The 20483-nt window shown below is 73.5% G+C and carries 16 protein-coding genes and 1 rRNA gene; 10 read left to right on the top strand and 7 right to left on the bottom strand.

The features are described 5' to 3' along the window. The first annotated feature begins 117 nt into the window (after window positions 1-117). Together AB0O82_RS35290 and AB0O82_RS35285 are read left to right on the top strand one after the other, a co-directional pair. Window positions 118-750, top strand: a complete 633-nt coding sequence (locus tag AB0O82_RS35290; RefSeq protein WP_363588594.1) for a TetR/AcrR family transcriptional regulator — start codon at window positions 118-120, stop codon at window positions 748-750. A gap of 85 nt (window positions 751-835) precedes the next feature. Next, window positions 836-2284, top strand: a complete 1449-nt coding sequence (locus tag AB0O82_RS35285) for a cellulase family glycosylhydrolase (RefSeq protein ID WP_363588592.1) — start codon at window positions 836-838, stop codon at window positions 2282-2284. A gap of 27 nt (window positions 2285-2311) precedes the next feature. Here the strand turns inward: AB0O82_RS35285 and AB0O82_RS35280 are convergent, their stop codons facing one another. Then, on the bottom strand, window positions 2312-4336 hold the full coding sequence (locus AB0O82_RS35280) for a M3 family metallopeptidase (protein WP_363588590.1): 2025 nt from the start codon (window positions 4334-4336) through the stop codon (window positions 2312-2314). Between the two features lie 155 nt (window positions 4337-4491). Between AB0O82_RS35280 and AB0O82_RS35275 the strand changes: the two genes are divergently transcribed. Further along, window positions 4492-6219, top strand: a complete 1728-nt coding sequence (locus AB0O82_RS35275) for a bifunctional 3'-5' exonuclease/DNA polymerase (RefSeq protein WP_363588588.1) — start codon at window positions 4492-4494, stop codon at window positions 6217-6219. A 124-nt stretch (window positions 6220-6343) separates the two neighbouring features. On the opposite strand, the gene dhaM is transcribed toward AB0O82_RS35275, so the two are convergent. Continuing rightward, window positions 6344-6736, bottom strand: a complete 393-nt coding sequence (dhaM, locus tag AB0O82_RS35270; RefSeq protein ID WP_363588586.1) for a dihydroxyacetone kinase phosphoryl donor subunit DhaM — start codon at window positions 6734-6736, stop codon at window positions 6344-6346. Window positions 6737-6893: 157 nt separating this feature from the next. Between dhaM and dhaK the strand changes: the two genes are divergently transcribed. Beyond that, a complete protein-coding gene (dhaK, locus tag AB0O82_RS35265; protein ID WP_363588584.1) occupies window positions 6894-7889 on the top strand; it encodes a dihydroxyacetone kinase subunit DhaK in 996 nt (331 codons plus the stop codon). Window positions 7890-7902: 13 nt separating this feature from the next. After that, a complete protein-coding gene (gene dhaL, locus AB0O82_RS35260) occupies window positions 7903-8553 on the top strand; it encodes a dihydroxyacetone kinase subunit DhaL (protein ID WP_363588582.1) in 651 nt (216 codons plus the stop codon). 84 nt (window positions 8554-8637) lie between these two features. Here the strand turns inward: dhaL and AB0O82_RS35255 are convergent, their stop codons facing one another. Further along, window positions 8638-9810, bottom strand: coding sequence for a PP2C family protein-serine/threonine phosphatase (locus AB0O82_RS35255; RefSeq protein WP_363588580.1), 1173 nt, complete (start codon window positions 9808-9810; stop codon window positions 8638-8640). A gap of 160 nt (window positions 9811-9970) precedes the next feature. Between AB0O82_RS35255 and AB0O82_RS35250 the strand changes: the two genes are divergently transcribed. From AB0O82_RS35250 to AB0O82_RS35240, 3 genes are all read left to right on the top strand, one after another. Continuing rightward, window positions 9971-10909 (top strand): PrsW family glutamic-type intramembrane protease, encoded by a 939-nt coding sequence (locus tag AB0O82_RS35250; protein WP_363588578.1) that lies wholly within the window; start codon window positions 9971-9973, stop codon window positions 10907-10909. A gap of 38 nt (window positions 10910-10947) precedes the next feature. Continuing rightward, a complete protein-coding gene (locus AB0O82_RS35245) occupies window positions 10948-11277 on the top strand; it encodes a heavy-metal-associated domain-containing protein (protein WP_363588576.1) in 330 nt (109 codons plus the stop codon). Window positions 11278-11364: 87 nt separating this feature from the next. Continuing rightward, window positions 11365-13671, top strand: a complete 2307-nt coding sequence (locus AB0O82_RS35240) for a heavy metal translocating P-type ATPase (RefSeq protein WP_363588574.1) — start codon at window positions 11365-11367, stop codon at window positions 13669-13671. 87 nt (window positions 13672-13758) lie between these two features. On the opposite strand, the gene AB0O82_RS35235 is transcribed toward AB0O82_RS35240, so the two are convergent. From AB0O82_RS35235 to AB0O82_RS35225, 3 genes are all read right to left on the bottom strand, one after another. Continuing rightward, a complete protein-coding gene (locus AB0O82_RS35235; RefSeq protein ID WP_063349393.1) occupies window positions 13759-14478 on the bottom strand; it encodes an SDR family oxidoreductase in 720 nt (239 codons plus the stop codon). A gap of 536 nt (window positions 14479-15014) precedes the next feature. Then, on the bottom strand, window positions 15015-16304 hold the full coding sequence (locus AB0O82_RS35230) for a citrate synthase (protein ID WP_363588572.1): 1290 nt from the start codon (window positions 16302-16304) through the stop codon (window positions 15015-15017). A 225-nt stretch (window positions 16305-16529) separates the two neighbouring features. Beyond that, window positions 16530-18764: an ATP-dependent RecD-like DNA helicase gene (locus tag AB0O82_RS35225; protein ID WP_363588570.1), complete on the bottom strand. Its 2235-nt coding sequence runs from the start codon at window positions 18762-18764 to the stop codon at window positions 16530-16532. Window positions 18765-18985: 221 nt separating this feature from the next. On the opposite strand from AB0O82_RS35225, the gene AB0O82_RS35220 reads away from it, so the two are divergent. Both AB0O82_RS35220 and AB0O82_RS35215 read left to right on the top strand, forming a co-directional pair. Continuing rightward, window positions 18986-19777, top strand: a complete 792-nt coding sequence (locus AB0O82_RS35220) for a VOC family protein (protein ID WP_363588568.1) — start codon at window positions 18986-18988, stop codon at window positions 19775-19777. Window positions 19778-19868: 91 nt separating this feature from the next. Further along, a complete protein-coding gene (locus AB0O82_RS35215; protein WP_363588566.1) occupies window positions 19869-20321 on the top strand; it encodes a GNAT family N-acetyltransferase in 453 nt (150 codons plus the stop codon). 75 nt (window positions 20322-20396) lie between these two features. Here AB0O82_RS35215 and rrf read toward each other — a convergent pair. Continuing rightward, a 5S ribosomal RNA gene (rrf, locus tag AB0O82_RS35210) occupies window positions 20397-20483 on the bottom strand; the annotation flags it as partial.

Here is a 20483-nt window from a genome sequence, read left to right as displayed (position 1 = left end):
TCCGAAGAAGGGGTACGGCCGACCAGGGGGGTTACCTCGGGTAACATCGTCGGAGTCTGCTACTGATTGGTAACTGGTGTCAACGCCCGGTCAGACCCCGACCCCGAGGAGCAGCACATGTCCCGAGAGCCCCGCCGCGAGCAGCTGCTCAACGCCGCCGACCGGGTCATCCAGCGGGACGGCCCGACCGCCAGCATGAACGCCATCGCCGCCGAGGCCGGCATCACCAAACCGATCCTCTACCGCCACTTCGGCGACCGGAACGGCCTGATCACAGCCCTCACCGAGCGCCACACCGGCGGCCTGCTGGCCGCCGTCCGGGCCGCCCTCGCCGCACCGCTGGAGCGCCGCGACCGGGTCGAACACGTCCTGGACACCTACCTGGCCGGGATCGAGGCCCGCCCGCAGGTCTACCGGCTGCTCACCCACCCCGAACCGGGCGACCCGAGCGGCGCCGGCACCGCGCTCGCCCCCGCGCTGCGGCAGATCGCCGCAGAGATCACCCGGGCCGTGCAGAGCCAGGTCGACCTCGGCGCGGACCGCGAGCTGCTCGCCGAGGCCTGGGGTCGGGGCATCACCGGCATGGTGCTGGCGGCCGGCGACTGGTGGCTGGAGACCAGACCCTGCTCACGCACCCGCATGGTGCAGGCGCTCGCCGACCTGCTCTGGGGCCGCCTGGCCGCCGCCGCGGACCTGCCCACCCCCGCCACCCCGGCCCCGACCCCGGCCTCGACCCCGGACGCCGACTGAACTCCCCTTCCGCGCAAGGCCCTTGTGCGACACGCGGTACCGCGGGCATCATCGGGCCCCCACCCCCGCGCCGTACGAGGTCCCGATGCGCCTGCGCCGCACCGCCGCCGCCCTGCTGCTCGCCGCCACCACGGCCCTCACCGCGGCCCCCGCCACCCCCGCCGCCGCGCACACCGGCCCGCCCGCGCGGTTCCCCACCGCGACGGCCACCGGCCCCGACGGCCGCACCGCCTTCACCGACGCCCAGGGCCGCCGCCTCCAACTGCGCGGCTTCAACCTCGACAAGTACGCCGAGACCACCGAGGCCGACCTCAAGTCCCTGGCCGCACAGGGCTTCACCCTGATCCGGGTGGCGGTCTCCTGGAACAGGCTGGAGCCCGTCCGCGGCCGCCTCGACCCGGCCGAACTGCACCGGCTGCGCCAACTCCTCGGCTGGGCCGACCGGTACGGCCTGCTCGCCCTGATCGACCTGCACCAGGACGTCTACGGGCCGGCGTTCGGCGGCGGCGACCGCGGCATCCCGCCCTGGGCCACCCGGGACGACGGCCTGCCGTTCACCCCCGACCCGAACGACTGGTTCGCCGGCTACTTCCAGCCCGCCGTCCAGGCCGCCTTCCGCCACCTCTACGACGACCCCGACCTGCGCGCCTGGCAGGCCGACTTCTACACCCGGCTCGCCCTCGAACTGCGCGGCCACCGCTCGCTGCTGGGCTACGACCTGTTCAACGAGCCGTTCGGCCCGGTGGACGGCGACCCGAGCGACCCGGCCGTGCTCGCCACCGCCTCCGCCGCCCTCGAACAGGGCCGGCTCGCCGACATGTACCGCCGCCTGATCGCCGCCGTGCGCCGGGTCGACCATCGCGCCTGGCTGCTCGTCGAACCCACCGTCCTGGTCGGCCAGGGCGTGCCCACCCGGCTGCCCGGCTTCGACGACCCGCGCCCCGGCCCGCCCCGGCTCGGCTACGCACCGCACTTCTACGACACCGCGGTCGAGAACGGCGCCGACTGGGACCCGGCCGACGGCTTCGTCGAGCGCTACACCGCCGCCGTCACCGCCTACCCCGCCGCCCACCGCCTGCCCGTCCTGGTCGGCGAATGGGGCCCGCCCGACTCCCGCAGGCCGGGCAACACCCTGCTGGTCCGCCGGCAGGTCGCCGCGATGGACGGCTTCGCCGAGGGCTGGACCATGTGGTACTGGTGCCGCGGCACCGGCGGCTACTGCGCGCTCGACCCGGCCGGGCGCCCCGCCCCCGGCGACGAGCCCGCCTTCGGCCCGTACCCGGCGGCCGTCGCCGGGACGGACGTGCGCACCGACGCCGCCACCGTCCGCTGGAGCGCCGACGGCACCCGGCACGGCAGCGAACTCGTCCTGCCCCCGGCGGCGTTCCCGCACGGCGCCGAGGTCACCGCCACCCCCGCCGCCGCCCGCGTCGACGTCGAGCAGCCGGCCGGCGGGCGGGCCGGCACCGTCCGGATCCGCCTCCCGCACGCCCGCCCGGGCACCCCGGTGACGGTCACGGTCACACCGCGCTGACCGCCACCGGGGCCGCCCGGGAGGCGCCTAGAGCAGGCCCCGCCGCGCCAGCAGCGGACCGGTCTCCGGCGCCCGGCCGACCACCGCGCGGAAGGACTCCAGCGGGTCCCGGCCGTAGCCGCGCGCCAGCAGCTCGCGCCGGAACAGCTCGCCGCTCTCCCGCACCGCGCGCCCGTTGCCCTCGAACCACTGCACGGTGTCGGCGTCCAGCACCTCCGACCAGATGTACGCGTAGTACCCGGCGCTGTAGCCGCTGGCGAAGACGTGCTGGAAGTACGCCGTCCGGTAGCGCGGCGGGATCGCCGGCACCGCGATCCCGGCCTCCGCCAGCGCCCGTGCCTCGAACTCCTCGGCGTCCGCGATCTCCCGGCCCTGCGGCACGGTGTGCCAGGCCCAGTCCAGCAGCGTCGCCGCGAGGTACTCCACCGTCCGGAAGCCCTCCCCGAAGCCCTCGGCCGCCACCATCCGCTCGACCAGATCGGCCGGCAGCGGCTCCCCGGTCACGTGGTGGCGCGCGTAGTTGGCCAGCACCTCCGGCCGGACCATCCACATCTCGTTGACCTGCGAGGGGAACTCGACGAAGTCCCGGGGCACCGAGGTGCCCGCGAACAGCGGGTACCGCACGTCCGAGAACAGCCCGTGCAGCGCGTGCCCGAACTCGTGGAAGAGCGTGCGCACCTCGTCCCAGGCCAGCAGCACCGGCTCGCCCGGCGCCGGGCGGGCGATGTTCAGGTTGTTGAGCACCACCGGCCGCCGACCGGTCAGCCCCGACTGGCTCACCAGCTCGTCCATCCAGGCACCGCCGCGCTTGGACGCCCGGGCGTGGAAGTCGCCGATGAACAGGCCCAGCGAACCGCCGTCCTCCTCGAACACCTCGAAGACCCGCGCGTCCGGGTGGTGGGCCGTCAGGTCCGGCCGCTCGGTGAAGGTCAGCCCGTACGCCAGCCCCGCCGCGAAGAACACGCCGTCCCGGAGCACCCGCTCCAGCTCGAAGTACGGGCGCAGCACCGCCGCGTCCACCTGGTAGGAGCTCTGCCGGACCTTCTCCGAGTAGTACGCCCAGTCGTGCGCGGCGATCTCCTCGATCCCGTCCGCCGCCGCCAGTTTGGCCAGCTCGGCGGCCTCCCGGCGGGCATTGGCCACCGCCGGACCCACCAGCCGGGCCAGCAGCCCGGACACCGCCTCCACCGTGCCTGCGGTCTCGTCCTCCACCACGTACGCGGCGTGGCTCGGGTGCCCCAGCAGCGCGGCCCGCTCGGCGCGCAGCCCGGCCATCCGGATCGCCAGCGGGCCGTTGGCCGCCAGGCCCCGGTCGAGCGAGGCCGCCAGCAGCCGCTCGCGCACCGACCGGTCGGTCAGCCGGGCCAGTTCGGGCTGGCCGGAGGTGCTCTTCAGGGACAGCGCGAACCGGCCCTCGTACCCGAGCACCCGGGCGTTCTCCGCAGCGGCGGCGACCTCGTCCGCGGACAGCCCGTCCAGTTCCTCGGCCGCGTCCACGACCAGCGCGGCGGCCTTGGTGGCGGCGTTGACGTTCTGCTGGAACGTCGTGCCGAGCGCGGCGAGTTCGGCGTTCAGCTCGCGCAGCCGGGCCTGCTCGGCCTCGCCCAGCCGGGCGCCGGAGCGGACGAAACGGGTGTGCCGGGTCTCCAGCAGCCGCAGCGACTCCGGGTCCAGACCCAGCTCGGCGCGGCGCCCGTACAGCTCCTCGATCCGCGCGAACAGGGCGCGGTCCAGGTGGATCGCGTCGTGGTGCGCGGCCAGCAGCGGGCTCACCTCGGTCTCCACCTCGTCGACCAGCTCGCTGGTGTCCGAGGCCGACTGGTTGCGGAACACCGCGTCCACCCGGCGCAGCAGCTCCCCGGAACGCTCCAGGGCGACCAGGGTGTTGTCCGGCGTCGGCGGCCGCGGATCCGCGGTGATCGCCGCGATCTCGGCCAGCTGCTCCGCCATCCCGCGCTCGTACGCGGGCAGGAAGTGCTCCGGCCGGATCTCGGCGAAGGGCGGCAGTTCGTAGACCAGGGGGCTGGGCTTGAAGAACGGGTTCTCGGTCATTTCGCCGACCCTACGCGGTGTCACCCACCCTGCCTATGCGCCCCCGCCCCCGTTGTCGTACCCACCCGTTAACGTCGAGCCCGGACACCCGAACGACCGCACACCCGTGCCCGTACCCGCACGCCAGAACAGCGCGCCGGAGAGGAGACGCCCCCGTGGCACCCAGGACGGCCCTCGCCCCCGACCCGCACGGCCCCGGCGGCCGGCTCCAGCCGCTCGACGACGCCGGCACCCCGCTCGGCCCGCCCGAGAAGGTCCCCGACCTCGCCGCCGCCGTCGCCGCCCGGGAGGCCGCCGGAAGCGATGTGCCGGGGCCCCGCTGGGTGTGGGCCGCCACCGACAGCGCCTACGCGCCGCTGCTGCCCCGGCTGCCCGACCGGCTCGCCCGCTGCCACGACCTGCGCCTGGTCGAGGCCCTGCTGCTGGCGCACGAGGGCCGGTTCGGCGCGCCGCGCTCGCTCGGCGCCGCCTGGTCCCGGCTGCGCGGCCTGCCCGTCCCGGACGACCTGCCCGAGCCCGGCTCCGCCGAGGCCGACGACGGGCAGGACACCCTGTTCGCGCCCGACCGGCTGCAACTGCCGCCCCGCGCGGACCCGCTGACCGCCGTCGTCGCCGTCCACGCCGAGCAGCAGCGCCGGATCGCCGCGATCGCCGACCCGGCCGCCCGGCACCGGTTCCGGCTGCTGGTCGCCGCCGAGTCCGCCGGCGCGCTGGTCGCCGCCGAGATGGCGCACGACGGGCTGCCCTGGCGCGCCGACGTCCACGACCAGCTGCTCACCGAACTCCTCGGCCCCCGCCCGACCGTCCCCGGCGCCCAGCCGAGACTGCTCGCCGACCTCGCCGCCGAACTCCAACAGGCCCTCGGCGGGCGCCCGTTCAACCCCGACTCGCACACCCAGGTGCTGCGCGCCTTCGCCGAGAACGGCATCCAGCTCGGCTCCACCCGCTCCTGGGAGCTCAAGGGCGTCACCCACCCGGCCGCCGCGCTGCTGATCCGCTACAAGGAGCTGTCCCGCATCCACGCCGCGCACGGCTGGGCCTGGCAGGACGCCTGGGCCCGCGGCGGCCGGTTCCGGCCCGAGTACGTGGTCGGCGGCGTGGTCTCCGGGCGCTGGGCCAGCCGCGGCGGCGGCGCGCTGCAGATCCCGCGCATCCTGCGCCGCGCCGTCGTCGCCGACCCGGGCTGGCTGCTGGTCGTCGCCGACGCCGCCCAACTGGAGCCCCGGGTGCTCGCCGCCCTCTCCCAGGACGCCGGGCTGGCCCGCACCGCCGCCGGCGGCGACCTGTACGAGGCGCTGGCCGCCAACGCCTTCCAGGGCGACCGCGACAAGGCCAAGCTCGGCCTGCTCGGCGCCATGTACGGGCAGACCAGCGGCGACATCGGCCCGCTGCTGAACACCCTGCGCCACCGCTACCCCGCCGCGATGGGCTACGTCGAGGCCGCCGCCCGCACCGGCGAGGACGGCGGGGTGGTCGCCTCCCGGCTGGGCCGGGTCTGCCCGCCCGCCTCCGCCGAGTTCCTCGACCTCACCGAGTCCCCCGACACGGCCGGCGAGGCCGGCGGCCGGCAGGCCCGCGCCCGCGGCCGCTTCACCCGCAACTTCGTCATCCAGGCCAGCGCCGCCGACTGGGCGCTCGCCCTGCTCGCCGCCCTGCGCCGCCGGCTGGGCGAGCTTCCGGTGGCCGGCCCGGCGGAGCGCCCGCACCTGGTGTTCTTCCAGCACGACGAGGTGATCGTGCACACCCCGGCCAACCTCGCCGACGAGGTGGCCGCCGCGGTCGCCGAGGCGGCCGACGAGGCCCGCCGCCTGGTGTTCGGCGACACCCCGGTCCGCTTCCCGCTCACCACGGCGGTGGTGGACTGCTACGCCGACGCCAAGTAGCCGCCCCGGCGTCACGGCCGCGGCATCACCGCTGTGGCCTTCACGACCGCGGCCACACCATGACGGCCTCGCCACGACCGCCTCACCACAACGGCTTCACCACAACGGCCTCACAGCTGCGGCCTCACAGCTTCCGGAACGAGCGGGCCTCCTCGGCCGCCGCGACCACCTCCGCCAGCGCCGCCCCGGTCGAGGCGGTGACGGCGGCCGCCACCGCGCCCTCCACGAACGGCGCGTCCACCAGCCGCACGCCCGGACGCGGCTCGTCCTCCAGCACCGTGACGGCGGTGAGCACCGAGCTGCCGAGATCCGGCAGCACGACCACGCCCGCCCCGCCGTCCGCCTCGGCGACGGCCCGCGCGATCAGGTCGTAGCTGGTGCCGAGCCCGCCGTCCTCCGTCCCCGCCGCGCACACCACCCGCACGCCGCCCGAGGCGAGTTCGGCGAGCAGCTCGCGCAGCCCGGCGGCCAGTCGGGCGCTGTGCGAGACCAGGACGATTCCCACGTGTTCGCTCATGCGACCGACCCTACGACCGACCCCGCGGCCGACGCCGCTACTCCGGGAGAGTGACTCGAATCCCGCGTGTCGCACCCCGTGCCCGCCGCCCCCGTCTGGCGTAGCGTCGGGGCAGCAGCGTCCACGGCCGACGACCCGCACAAGGGAGCGAAGAGCGTTGAAGAAGCTGATCAACACCCCGGAGAGTGTCCTGGAGGACGCGTTGGCCGGAGTGGCCGCCGCCCACCCCGAGCTGACGGTGGACATCCCCAACCGGGTGATCACCCGGGCCACCCGCCCGGCCGGGCCCAAGGTCGCGGTGATCTCCGGCGGCGGCTCCGGCCACGAGCCGCTGCACGGCGGCTTCGTCGGCCCCGGCATGCTGGACGCCGCCTGTCCCGGCGAGGTCTTCACCTCCCCGGTACCGGACCAGATGCTGGCCGCCGCCAAGGCCGTGGAGAGCGGCGCCGGCGTCGTCTTCATCGTGAAGAACTACACCGGCGACGTGATGAACTTCGAGCTCGCCGCCGAACTCGCCGCCGAGGAGGGCCTCGCGGTCCGCACCGTCCTGATCGATGACGACGTCGCGGTCGAGGACTCCACCTGGACGGCCGGCCGCCGCGGCACCGGGGCGACCGTCCTGGTCGAGAAGGCCACCGGAGCGCTGGCCGAACGCGGCGCCCCGCTCGACGAGGTGGCCGCCCTGGGCGAGCGGGTCAACGCCGCCTCCCGCTCCTTCGCCATCGCACTCACCGCGGCCACCACCCCGGCCGCCGGCAAGCCCGGCTTCGACCTGCCCGAGGACGAGATCGAGGTCGGCGTCGGCATCCACGGCGAGCCCGGCCGCCGCCGCGAGAAGCTGCGCCCGGCCCGCGCGCTGGCCGCCGAGGTGGTCGACACCGTCCTCGCCGACCACCACCTGGCCCCGGGTGACGAGGTGATCGCCCTGCTCAACGGCCTCGGCGCGACCCCCCTGCTGGAGCTGTACATCGCCTACGGCGAGGTCGCCGCCCGGCTCGCCGAGCGCGGCATCACGGTGGCCCGCAGCCTGGTCGGCAACTACGTCACCAGCCTGGATATGGCGGGCTTCTCGCTCACCCTCACCAAGGTCGACCCGCAGCTGCTGGAGCTGTGGGACGCGCCCGTCGACACCCCCGCCCTCAAGCGGGCCTGAGCCAGGAGACGTCATGGAATTCGACACCCCCCTCGCCGAGGCCTGGGTCCGCGCGATCGCCGCGGCCGTCGAGAAGGAGCAGGACCGGCTCACCGAGCTGGACTCGGCGATCGGCGACGGCGACCACGGCAGCAACCTCCGGCGCGGCTTCTCCGCCGCCCTGGCAGCCCTCGACGGCCTCCAGCCGGCCGGCCCGGGCGCCGTGCTCACCAAGGTGGGCAGCACGCTGATCTCCAAGGTCGGCGGCGCCTCCGGCCCGCTCTACGGCAAGGCCTTCCGCGCCATCGGCGCCGCCCTGCCCGATCCCGCCCCGCCCGGCTCCGCCGACCCCGTCGGCCCGGCCGCCGTCGCCGAGGCACTGGCGGCCGGCCTGGACGCCGTCCGCGCCCTCGGCAAGGCCGTGCCCGGGGACAAGACCATCGTCGACGCCTACACCCCGGCAGTCGCCGCCTTCCGTGCCGCGGCCGGCGCCGGGGCCGCCCTCCCCGAGGCGGCGTCGGCGGCCGCCGACGCCGCCGACCAGGGCGCCCGCGACACCGTCCCCCTCCAGGCCCGCAAGGGCCGCGCCTCCTACCTCGGCGAGCGCAGCATCGGCCACCAGGACCCGGGCGCCACCTCCACCGCCCTGCTCTTCCGCGCCCTCGCCGACGTCACCGCATCCTGAGAGACCCTCTCTCCTCGCGCGGGCGCCCGCGCGAGGAGAGAGGGTCTCTGGCCCTCAGCCGTCCGGCCCTCAGCCGCCTGGCCGTCAGCCGTCCGTCCTGGTGATCAGCAGCAGCAGGGCGTCGTCCCGCAGTTCCCCGCCCGTGTGCGCGAGCAGGTCCGCGTACACCCGCCCCACCGCCGCCTCCAGATCCCCTTCCGACCGTGTGGCGCCCCGCACCAGCGGCCCGACCCGCTCCGCCAGCGGGTAGAACTCCCCGCTCTTGCGGTGCCGCGCCTCGACCACCCCGTCCGTGCAGAGCACCAGGACGTCCTCCGCCCCGAACGGCTGGTCCCAGCTGGCCGGTTCGCCGGTCGCCAGCCGTCCGAGACCGAGCGGCACCCAGGGGTCGGGGGCGTCCAGCACGTGCGCCCGCCCGTCGCCGTCGACCCGGATCGGCGGAACGTGCCCGTACTGCAGCAGTTCCATCACCCCGGGCGTGCGGAACTCCGCGAACAGCGCGGTGGTGAACTCCCCGTCCGGGACGTGCCGCTCGACGCTGGCCTCGATCCGCGCCGCGACGCCCCGCAGCCCGGCCTCGTCGTACGCGGCCTCCCGGAACGCGCCCAGCACCACGGCCGCGGTCTGCACGGCGGAGAGCCCCTTGCCCCGGACGTCCCCGACCGCGACCCGGGTGCCGTGCGGTGTCTCCAGCACCGAGTACAGGTCCCCGCCGATCCGTGAGGCGTCGGCCGCCGACACGTACCGGACGGCCAGCCGCAGCGGCCCGACGGCCGGCCCGGGCAGCCGCAGCAGGGCCCGCTGGGCGGCCTCGGCGACGGAGCTGACGGCCGCGAAGGCCGCCGCGCGCCGCATCCGGATCTTGGCGACCCAGGCGGAGAAGACCGTCAGCACGGCGTAGCTGACCATCGCACCGTAAAGGAAGCGTGCGTCGTTGATGTTGTCGACCTGGTCGTAGTGGCTGAGCCCGAAGACCGCGAGCAGACCGAGCGCGCAGACGGCGAGCAGTTCGCCCGGTCTGAGGGTGAGCGCGGCGGCGGCCGGGACGACGGTCATCAGCGGTGCCAGGTAGCGGTCCTTGCCGGAGAGGAGGTCAGCGAGTGCGACCAGGAGCACGGCGAGCAGCGCCGGGCTGGCGCGCCGCCAGAACGGCACGTCCTGGAGGTCGGCGGCCAGCAGGGCGCCGCGCCGCCGGTCCGGCGGCAGCCCGGCGGCGCTGGGGGCCGAGGGGGACTGGGCACGGCGGGTCGGGAACACATACCGAACATAAGGGACGTTCGCGGCGCCCACCCGCCCGCCTACCGCGTTTCCGTCCACCGCGTCCGCCGACCCGCCGCACGAGCGCCCCGATCGCCCCCAAATGCCCCATTTGTCATACAGTTCGACCAAAGCGGCTACCCCGAGGAGGCCCCGTCCGGTGTCCGGCTACCGCAACACCCCCCGCATCTCCGACGCCCCGGCCCGCACGACGGCCACGTCCGACCACTGGCTGAAGGTCTTCGCCGTCGGCCTGCTGCTCTGGGGCGCCACCGTCGTCGTCACGTTCCTCACCGGGAACAGCAACCTCGTCCCGACGATCGTGCTGCTCGGCAGCTTCCTGGTCCCGGCCACCCTGGTGATCTGGGCCTACGAGCGCTACGCCGGCGACCTCGGCCCGGACCGGCTCTTCGCCTGCTTCGGCATCGGCGGCATCATCGGCGTCCTGGGCGCCTCGGTGCTGGAGAGCTACCTGGTCTCGCCCTCGGCCTGGATGTACGTCACCGTCGGCCTGATCGAGGAGGCGGCCAAGCTGGCCGCCCTGGTCATGGTGAGCCGCCGACTGCGGGTCAGCGGGCTGCGGCACGGGCTGGTGCTCGGCGCCACCGTCGGCGCGGGGTTCGCCGCGTTCGAGAGCGCCGGGTACGCGTTCAACGCCGTGCTGAGCATCCAGGGACTCTCGCTCGAGGACCTGGTCGAGACGGAGATCCTGCGCGGGGTGCTCGCGCCGGTCGGCCACATCCTGTGGACGGCGATCATCGGCGGGGTGCTGTTCAGCGAGCGCCGCGGCGGGCGGTTCCGCTTCACCACCCCGGTCGTCGTCACCTACCTGGGCGTATCGGTGCTGCACGCGCTCTGGGACAGCACGAGCGGCATCGCCGTCTGGCTGGTCGCCAAGACCACCGCGAGCTCCTGGCAGCGCGCGCTGTTCGAGCTCGGCCACATGCCCGATCCCACCAGCGAGCAGGTGCACCTGTACACCCTCTACGACACGGCCGGACTGCTCGTGGTCTCCTTGGGCGGGCTGCTCTGGCTGCGGCTGCTGATCCGGCGCGAGCGCGCGCCGATCCCGGCTCAGCTCCCGGCCTCCCCGGCCTGAGGCGGTCCGGCGCATACGCTCGACCGGCGCACGCGTCCGTGACGCGCGCCACTTCACCCGCCCCTCCCGGAAATACCCCTGAGGGGTATGGTGTTGTCAGAGTAGAGCCCGGGCCGACGCCCGGGGCGCCACACCTCCCGGAGGCCCGGATGTCCAGCACCACCACCTACACCGTGACCGGCATGAGCTGCGGCCACTGCGAGAAGGCGATCAGCGAGGAACTCTCCGCCCTCACCGGCGTCACCGAGGTCGCCGCCGACTCCAAGGCCGGCACCGTGACGGTCTCCTCCCTCGCCCCGCTGGACGACGACCAGGTCCGCAGCGCCGTCGACGAGGCCGGCTACGAACTGGTCGGCCGCAGCGCCTAGGCCTCCCTGCACACCCGGTACGGCGGGGCCCGGGCAGCGGACCCCGCCGTACACCCCCACCGAGGAGCTGCCGAGGAGCCGATCCGCATGAGCGAGCGAAGCGAACTGGTCACCACCGCCCCCGGCGTCCAGGGCACCCCCGGGGTCCGGGACCGGGTCGAGCTGTCGATCGGCGGTATGACCTGCGCCTCCTGCGCGACCCGGATCGAGAAGAAGCTCAACCGGATGGACGGCGTCGAAGCCACCGTCAACCTCGCCACCGAGAAGGCCCGGGTCGACTACGGCCCCGGGGTGACGGTCGAGGACCTGATCGCCACCGTCGAGCGCACCGGCTACACCGCCGAGCTCCCGCCGCCCCCGGCCCCCGCCCTCCCGACCGGCGCCGACGCCGACGTCAGTAGCGGTGCCGGTACCGACACCGCCGACCCGCTGTACGACCGACTGCTGATCAGCGCCGTCCTCAGCGTCCCGGTGGTCATGCTGTCGATGATCCCGGCCCTCCAGTTCGCCAACTGGCAGTGGCTCGCCTTCGCCCTCACCGGCCCGGTCGTGGTCTACGGCGGCCTGCCGTTCCACCGCGCCGCCTGGACCAACCTCAAGCACGGCGCCGCGACCATGGACACCCTGGTCTCGCTCGGCACCCTGGCCGCCTTCGGCTGGTCCTTCTGGGCACTGTTCTGGGGCCACGCGGGCCTGCCCGGCATGCACCACGACTTCTCACTGGCGATCGGCGACACCGACGCCTCGTCCACCCTCTACCTGGAGACGGCCGCCGCCGTCACCGTGCTGATCCTGCTCGGCCGCCACCTGGAGGCCCGCTCCAAGCGCCGGGCCGGGGCCGCCCTGCGCGCCCTGCTCGACCTCGGCGCCAAGGACGTCACCGTGCTGCGCGGCGGGGCCGAGGTCCGGATCCCGGTCGGCGGCCTGGCCGTGGGCGACCGGTTCGTGGTCCGGCCGGGCGAGAAGATCGCCACCGACGGCACGGTGGTCGAGGGCGGATCGGCGGTGGACGCCTCGATGCTCACCGGCGAATCCGTACCGGTCGAGGTCTCCGTCAGCGACCAGGTCACCGGCGCCACCGTCAACGCCGGCGGCCGGCTGGTCGTCGAGGCCACCCGGATCGGCGCGGACACCCAGCTGTCCCGGATGGCCCGACTGGTCGAAGAGGCCCAGAACGGCAAGGCCGCCGCCCAGCGCCTCGCCGACCGGATCTCCGCCGTCTTCGTCCCGGTCGTCATCCTGCTCGCGCTCGCCACCCTGGTCGGCTGGCTCCTGGCCGCCGACAGCCCCACCGAGGCGTTCACCGCCGCCGTGGCCGTGCTGATCATCGCCTGCCCGTGCGCCCTGGGCCTGGCCACCCCGACCGCGCTGCTGGTCGGCACCGGCCGCGGCGCCCAGCTGGGCATCCTGATCAAGGGCCCCGAAGTACTGGAGTCCACCCGCAAGGTCGACACCGTCGTCCTGGACAAGACCGGCACCGTCACCACCGGCCGGATGACCCTGCTCGCCGTGCACACCGCCGAGGGCGTCGGCGAGACCGAGGCGCTGCGCCTGGCCGGCGCCCTGGAGCACGCCTCCGAGCACCCGATCGCCGCCGCGATCGCCACCGCCGCCGCGGAGCGGACCGGCGCGCTGCCGCCGGTCGAGGACTTCCGCAACCTCCCCGGAAGGGGCGTGCAGGGCGTCGTCGAGGGCCGGGCGGTGGTGGCCGGGCGCGAGGCCCTGCTCGCCGACCGGGCCCAGCACCTGCCGCCCGTCCTGGCCCGAGCCAAGGCCGCGGCCGAGGCGGCCGGGCGGACCGCGATCGCGGTGGGCTGGGACGGCGAGGCCCGGGCCGTCCTGGAGGTCGCGGACGAGGTCAAGCCGACCAGCGCCGAGGCGATCGCCCGGCTGCGCGCGCTGGGCCTGCGTCCGGTGCTGCTGACCGGCGACAACCGGGCGGTCGCCGAGGCCGTCGCGGCCGAGGTCGGCATCGCCCCGGCGGACGTGGTCGCCGAGGTGCTGCCCGAGGACAAGGTCGCCACCGTCAAGCGGCTCCAGGCCGAGGGCAGGGTCGTGGCGATGGTCGGCGACGGCGTCAACGACGCGGCCGCCCTCGCCCAGGCCGACCTGGGCCTGGCGATGGGCACCGGCACCGACGCCGCGATCGAGGCCGGCGACCTCACCCTGGTCCGCGGCGACCTGCGCTCGGCGGCCGACGCCATCCGGCTCTCCCGCCGCACGCTCGGCACCATCAAGGGCAACCTGTGCTGGGCCTTCGGCTACAACGTGGCAGCGATCCCGCTGGCCGCCGCCGGGCTGCTCAACCCGATGATCGCGGGGGCCGCGATGGCCTTCTCCTCGGTCTTCGTGGTCACCAACAGCCTGCGCCTGCGCCGCTTCCAGCCCGCCTGACCCGCCCACGCGACGCGGAAGGGCCCGGACCGCCCGGTCCGGACCCTTCCCAGCGCCAACGCGCCAACGCGCCAACGCGCCAACGCGTCAGCGCCCGAGCAGCTCGCCGCCGTTGCAGTGCAGGATCTCGCCGGTGATGAACCCGGCCTCGGGCGAGGCCAGGAAGTAGACCGCGGCCGCGACCTCACCGGTCTCCCCGATCCGGCCCAGCAGGGTGCGGGCCGCCCGGCGGGAGACCTCGGCCTCGTCCAGCCGGGGGCCGAAGAACTCGGTGCCGGCCACCGTCCCGGGCGCGACGATGTTGGCGGTGATCCCGGAGGTACCCAACTGGGCGGCCAGGAAGTGGTTCCAGGCGTGCAGCGAGGCCTTCGCCGCGCCGAACGAGCCGGCCCCGCGCAGGGCGGCGATCGAGCTGATGGTGACCACCCGGCCGGCTCCGGGGGTGAGCCGGTCCCGGATCGACTCGGTGAGCAGCACCACGGTCAGCACGTTGCGCTCGAAGTCACCGCGCCAGCGGGCCAGCAGGGCGTGCGGCCCGGCGCCGATCACGGTCTCCCGGCTGCCGGCGTTGTTGACCAGGACGTCGATCCGCTCGGGCAGTTCGGCGAGCGCGGCCTCGACGGCATCGGGGTCGGCGAGATCGCACACCAGCGGGGTGACGTTCGGCCCGAGGTCCGCCGCGGCCTTCTCCAGGACCGCGCGGCGGCGGCCCACGATCACGACCCGTTCGCCCGCCTCGGCGAACCGCCGCGCGACTTCGTACCCGATTCCCGTGCCACCGCCGGTGACAACGACGTTCCTGGCCATCTGCGCACTCCCTCCCCAGCTCCGCCGCCACGCTGCGAGGGTGCGGGACGGTCCGTACCGGAATGCCACGATTCCTATCACGCTCGGTTGCCGTGACTGCGGGGAGGGTGACGTCGCGCGCGCGGGAACGTGTGATATGGGCTCGGCACGACGTGCACACGGAGCGTGGCGAGAGGCAGCTCACACCCCCCGGGCGTAACTTCTCGCACCCTGATACGTCTTAGGTTGGTAGTGCGGCAGTTTTCCGATGGGCGGAGACGCGACGAACGGCAATGCGTCCCCGCGCTTCCACCGACTGCCGCCGACGGGGCTCCGGCGGGCCCCGGGACGGTCGTCGACCTTGACGGCCTTCGCGCACGACGCCGGGGTTGCGGCGGGTCAGGGACGCTTTGAGCGGCCGTCCCCGGCTTCGGCCCGGCCCCGGAGTCGTGCGCCGTACGGTTCCGTCCCCGCGCGGGCGCCCACCCGGGCCCACCGCACGGGGACGCGGAAGGGCCCGGCCGCCAGATGGCGGCCGGGCCCTTCCGGGTGCAGCGTCAGCGGTCGCCGAGGGCGACGTAGTCGCGGATCTCGGCGCCGGTGTAGATCTGGCGCGGACGGCCGATCCGGCTGGTCGGGTCGTTGATCATCTCGTGCCAGTGGGCGATCCAGCCCGGCAGCCGGCCGAGGGCGAACAGCACGGTGAACATGCTGGTCGGGAAGCCCATGGCGCGGTAGATCAGGCCGGTGTAGAAGTCCACGTTCGGGTAGAGCTTGCGCGAGATGAAGAAGTCGTCCTTGAGGGCGTGCTCCTCCAGCTTGAGCGCGATGTTCAGCAGCTCGTCGTTCTTGCCGAGCTGGCCGAGGACCTCGTGCGCGAGCAGCTTGACCTGCGCGGCGCGCGGGTCGAAGGCCTTGTAGACGCGGTGGCCGAAGCCCATCAGCTTGACGCCGGCTTCCTTGTTCTTCACCTTCGTGATGAACGCGTCGACGTCGCCGCCGTCCTTCTGGATGCTCTCCAGCATCTCCAGCACGGCCTGGTTGGCGCCGCCGTGCAGCGGGCCCCAGAGCGCCGAGATGCCCGCCGAGATCGAGGCGAACAGGTTGGCGTGGCTGGAGCCGACCAGGCGCACGGTGGAGGTCGAGCAGTTCTGCTCGTGGTCCGCGTGCAGGATGAGCAGCTTGTCCAGGGCGTTGACGATCACCGGGTTGAGCTCGTAGTCCTCGGCGGGGACGGCGAAGGTCATCCGCAGGAGGTTCTCGACGTAGCTCAGGTCGTTGCGCGGGTAGACGAAGGGCTGGCCCATCGCCTTCTTGTACGCGTAGGCGGCGATCGTCGGCAGCTTGGCGAGCAGGCGGACGGTCGACAGGTGGCGCTGGCCGGCGTCGAACGGGTTGTGGCTCTCCGGGTAGAACGTGGAGAGCGCGCCGACCACCGAGGACAGCATGGCCATCGGGTGGGCGTCCCGCGGGAAGCCCTGGAAGAAGCGCTTGACGTCCTCGTGCAGCAGGGTGTGCTGGGTGATCTCGCGGTTGAACTCGGCCAGCTGGACCGCGTTGGGCAGCTCACCGTTGATCAGGAGGTACGCGGTCTCGATGAAGCCGCCCTGCCCTGCGAGCTGCTCGATCGGGTAGCCGCGGTACCGCAGGATGCCGTTGTCACCGTCCACGAAGGTGATCGCGGACTTGTACGCGGCGGTGTTACCGAAGCCGTTGTCCAGGGTGACCAGGCCGGTCTGCGGGAGCAGCTTCGAGATGTCGAAGCCGGCGTTGCCCGCAGTGCTCTCGACGACGGGGTACTCGTACTCGCCGTCCTGGTACCGCAGTACTACCGAGTTGTCGCTCACGTCTTCCTCACCGACGAAATGAATCCTCTTCCAAGGTGCCCTGACTGTCTCTACCATCCCCCATCTGGAGGACAGCCGCGCACCCGGGGTGGCCCGAAAGGGCCCGCCCCTACAAAACCTGCTGCCGCAGCCGGTACGAACCGGACAAGATCGGCACCACCCTAGGCTCTGCCGTAAATCTCTTCACGTCAAGAGAACATTAGAGGCAACCATCCTGTTGGATAATCATCCAGTTGCCAGTCGATGATCGAGCGCCGCATGCCGTCGACCTGCACTGACGGTTCGCACGGCCTGGGCGATCGCCTTCCGTGACCCCACCAGTACCACCAGTTTCCTGGCCCTGGTCACAGCGGTGTAGAGCAGGTTTCGCTGGAGCATCATCCAAGCGGACATGGTGACCGGAATCACCACGACCGGGTACTCGCTGCCCTGCGAGCGGTGGATCGTGACCGCGTACGCGTGGGCCAGCTCGTCCAGTTCGTCGAAGTCGTACGGCACCTCCTCGTCCTCGTCGGTGAGCACCGTCAACCGCTGGTCGTCCACGCTGAGGGCGGTCACCACTCCCACTGTGCCGTTGAAGACCCCGTTGCGCCCCTTGTCGTAGTTGTTGCGCACCTGCGTGACCTTGTCCCCCACCCGGAACGTGCGCCCGCCGAACCGCCGCTCCGCCAGCCCCTCCCGGGCCGGCGTCACCGCCCCCTGGAGCAGCGTGTTCAGGTTCCCCGCCCCGGCCGGACCCCGGTGCATCGGCGCCAGCACCTGGACGTCCCGCCGCGGGTCGAAGCCGAACCGCTGCGGGATCCGCCGCGCCACCACGTCCACCGTCAGGCCGGCCGCCAGCTCCGCGTCGTCCTCCGCGAACAGGAAGAAGTCCGGCAGACCGTCCGTCAGCGGCGGCCTCCCCTCGTTGATCCGGTGCGCGTTCGTCACCACCCCCGACTGCTGGGCCTGCCGGAAGATCCTGGTCAGCCGCACCGACGGGATCGGGCCGCCCTCCGCCAGCAGGTCCCGCAACACCTCGCCGGCGCCCACCGACGGCAGCTGGTCCACGTCCCCCACGAACAACAGGTGCGCCCCCGGCGGCACCGCCTTGACCAGCTTGTTCGCCAGGATCAGATCCAGCATCGAGGCCTCGTCCACCACCACCAGATCGGCGTCCAGCGGCCGGTCCCGGTCGTACGCGGCGTCCCCGCCCGGTTTCAGCTCCAGCAGCCGGTGCACCGTCGAGGCCTCCGCCCCGGTCAGCTCCGCCAGCCGCTTCGCCGCCCGCCCGGTCGGCGCCGCCAGCACCACCTTCGCCCGCTTGGCCAGCGCCAGCGTCACGATCGACTTCACCGTGAACGACTTGCCGCAGCCCGGACCACCCGTCAGCACCGCGACCCGCTCGGTCAGCGCCAGCCGCACCGCTTGCTCCTGCTCCGGCGCGAGATCGGCCCCGGTGCGCTTCGCCAGCCACTCCAGCGCCACCGGCCAGTCCACCCCGCCGAACCACGGCATCCGGTCGGAATCCGAACGCAGCAACCGCAGCAGCTGGTTGGCCAGCGAGATCTCCGCCCGGTGGAACGGCACCAGGTACACCGCGGTGATCGCCTCGCCCGCCTCCCCCGGCACCGACTCCCGCACCACCCCCTCCGCCGCGACCAGCTCCGCCAGGCAGTCGATCACCAGGCCCACGTCCACCTGCAGCAGCTTCACGCCGTCCGCGATCAGCCGCTCCTCCGGCAGGTAGCAGTGCCCCTGGTCGCTGCTCTGCGACAGCGCGTACTGCAACCCCGCCTTCACCCGCTCCGGGCTGTCGTGCGGGATCCCCACCGCCTGGGCGATCCGGTCCGCCGTCAGGAAGCCGATCCCCCACACGTCCGACGCCAGCCGGTACGGCTCGTTCCTCACCACTCCGATCGAGGCGTCGCCGTACTGCTTGTAGATCCGCACCGCGAGCGAGGTCGACACCCCGACCCCCTGGAGGAAGACCATCACCTCCTTGATGGCCTTCTGCTCCTCCCAGGCCGCCGCGATCTTCTTCGTCCGCTTCGGCCCCAGCCCCGGCACCTCGATCAGCCGGCCCGGCTCGTTCTCGATCACCTCCAGGGTGTCCACCCCGAAGCGCTCCACGATCCGCTCGGCGAACCGCGGCCCGATCCCCTTGATCAGCCCCGAACCCAGGTACCGCTGGATGCCCTGCACCGTCGCCGGCAGCACCGTCGTGTAGTTCTCCACCGTGAACTGCCGCCCGTACTGCGGATGCGAGCCCCACCGCCCGTGCAGCCGCAGCGACTCCCCCACCTGGGCTCCCAGCAGCGCGCCCACCACCGTCAGCAGGTCGTTCCCGCCCCGACCGGTGTCCACCCGGGCCACCGTGTAACCGGTGTCCTCGTTGGCGTACGTGATCCGCTCCAGCACGCCCTCGACCTGCGCGAGCTGGCGCGGCGCCTCCTGCCCCGACTGCGCCTGCCTGGCCACCGGAACCCCCTTCGACCGGTACGGGTGGACCTTTCGTTACGCACCGTACCGCCCGGCCACGACAAGCCCGCACCCGCGCCGGACCACCCCCGCGGCGGGACCGCCTCCGGGCCCCTGCCGAGCAGCGCCCCGCCGTGCAGCGCCCCCGCCGAGGTGCCAGGCTGGGACGGGCAGGGGGGCACGATCGCGCCCGTACGGGCCCCGTCCGAGGAGCAGTGCCCATGCTCAACACCTCCTTCCGCCCCGGCTCCCCCGACTGGCTCGACCTGGGCAGTCCCGACACCCGGGCTTCCGTCGACTTCTACACCGCCCTGTTCGGCTGGACCTTCGACCCGGCCGGCCCCGAAGCCGGCGGGTACGGCTTCTTCCAGCTCGACGGCCGGACGGTCGCCGCCCTCGGGCCGCTCGCCGAGGAGGGCTCCCTGCCCGCCTGGACGCTGTACTTCGCCACCCTCGACGCCGACCGCACCACCGAACTCGTCGAACAGGCCGGCGGGCACGTCCGGTTCACCCCCTTCGACGTCTTCACCGCGGGCCGGATGGCCGGCTACACCGACCCGACCGGCGCCGAGTTCGCCGTCTGGCAGCCGCACGACACCCACGGCCTGGAGGTCGTCAACGAGGAGGGCAGCCTCTGCTGGGCCGAGTGCTACAGCGTCGACGCCGAACGCGCCAAGACCTTCTACCGGACCGTCTTCAGCTGGCAGGAACAGGACGTGCCGCTCGAAGGCACCTCCTACACCGTCCTCACCCCCGCCGGCGCCGGCAGCGACGACGCCCACGGCGGCATCATGCAGCTCGGCCCCGAACAGACCGCCCGCGGCACCACCTCGCACTGGCTCCCCTACTTCGAGGTTCCCAACGTGGACGCCAGCCTCGCCATCGCCGACAAGCTCGGGGCCACCGTGCGGATCCCCGCCATGGACGTCCACGGCGTGGGCCGCCTCGCCCAGTTCCACGACCCGCACGGCGCCGTCTTCGCCGTCATCACCAGTGCCAAGCCCGGGGAGTGACGGCAAATCACCCCCGAGAAGGGGCCTGAGGGGGCTCTACGGGCAGTGGCGGCGGAGGTGCGGGGAAACAGGGCGCGCCTATCCTCTGATCATGACTGACCTGACGATCCGCCGGGCCACCGCAGAGGACCTGCCGGCGCTAGTGGCCATGCTCGCCGACGACGCCCTGGGTGCCACCCGCGAGAGCCCCGACGACCTCACCCCGTACCGTGCCGCCTTCGCCCGCGTCGACGGCGACCCGCACCAGCACCTGGTCGCCGCCGAGCGCGCCGGCCGGACCGTCGGCACCCTGCAGCTGACCGTGATCCCCGGCATCTCCCGGAAGGGCTCCACCCGGACCGTCATCGAGGCCGTCCGCATCCACGCCGACGAGCGGGGCAGCGGCCTCGGCACCGAACTGATCCAGTGGGCGATCGAGCGTTCCCGCGAACTCGGCGCCGACCTCGTCCAGCTCACCTCCGACGCGACCCGCACCGACGCCCACCGCTTCTACGAGAAGCTCGGCTTCGTCCCGTCGCACGTCGGATTCAAGCTCCAGCTCTGAGGCCTTGAAGTTCCAAAGCCGCGGAAACGCAAAAAGACCCCCTCCCGTCCGGGAGGGGGTCTTTTCGGAATAATTGTTCGGCGGCGTCCTACTCTCCCACAGGGTCCCCCCTGCAGTACCATCGGCGCTGTAAGGCTTAGCTTCCGGGTTCGGAATGTAACC

Origin of the sequence: Kitasatospora sp. NPDC088264 (assembly GCF_040685715.1) — a bacterium.
Classification (GTDB): domain Bacteria; phylum Actinomycetota; class Actinomycetes; order Streptomycetales; family Streptomycetaceae; genus Kitasatospora.
This window is presented reverse-complemented; position numbering and strand designations above follow the sequence as displayed.